The sequence below is a fragment of the Mesorhizobium sp. M7A.F.Ca.ET.027.03.2.1 genome, from assembly GCF_003999175.1.
In the GTDB taxonomy this organism is placed as follows: Bacteria; Pseudomonadota; Alphaproteobacteria; order Rhizobiales; family Rhizobiaceae; genus Mesorhizobium.
Genome location: NZ_RZOM01001699.1, coordinates 1 through 709, shown reverse-complemented (window position 1 = coordinate 709; position 709 = coordinate 1). Strand labels below are relative to the sequence as shown.

The 709-nt window shown below is 66.4% G+C and carries 1 protein-coding gene; it reads left to right on the top strand.

From position 1 onward, the window contains the following. The first annotated feature begins 147 nt into the window (after positions 1–147). Complete coding sequence (locus EN750_RS37455) at positions 148–471, top strand: hypothetical protein (RefSeq protein ID WP_127399487.1); 324 nt, start codon at positions 148–150, stop codon at positions 469–471. Positions 472–709 lie beyond the last annotated feature (238 nt).

Below are 709 nucleotides of genomic sequence, written 5' to 3'. Positions count from 1 at the left end.
CTGCACCACATCAGGCGGGTCGTTCTGCGCGGCCGGGCATCCCCTCCGGCCGACAAGGGCGGAGGCGGCGACCCTTTCCGACGCGTCGGTGGCGGCGATCCTGGCTCACAACGAAAAGGGCCAGAAGCTTTGCGGCTGGAGGCCATGATGAACGATCTTTTCGACCTGCTCGGCATCAAGGGACCGGTCGTGGCGGCGGGCCTCGCCGGCGGCGTTCTGCGCGCGCTGTCGCGGCATCGCTACAAGCTGCGCGAAATGGTGGCCTCGCCGATCTGCGGCGCGCTTGCGGCGGCCTATCTGACGCTGCCGGCGGTTTCCTACGCCAGGATCGCCGGCCTGCCGATGCCCGCTCCCGCCGACGACACCACCACGCTGGCGGCCGCCTTCCTGATCGGCGTCTGCGCCATGTGGATTTCGGACGTCCTGTTCGAGTTCGTGGTGCGGAGAGTCAGCCGCGCGCGGGACGAATAGCTGGTGCGGCGGCGATTGCTTGGCGGAATTGCCGAGGCACGTTTCCCGCGGCATCGAACCATCGAAGACAACCCAAAATAGCCCGTTCCGGTTCGCCGGGCGGGCCATTTTTGCGTTTTGGCCTAATCAAGCCAGAATGTTGACCGCGCGTGCCGCGACCAGCGCGATGGTCAGCAGCGAGATCATGGCCTCGGCCATCATCAGCAGCTTGGCCCGCTGGGAGAGTGGCAAGGTATCT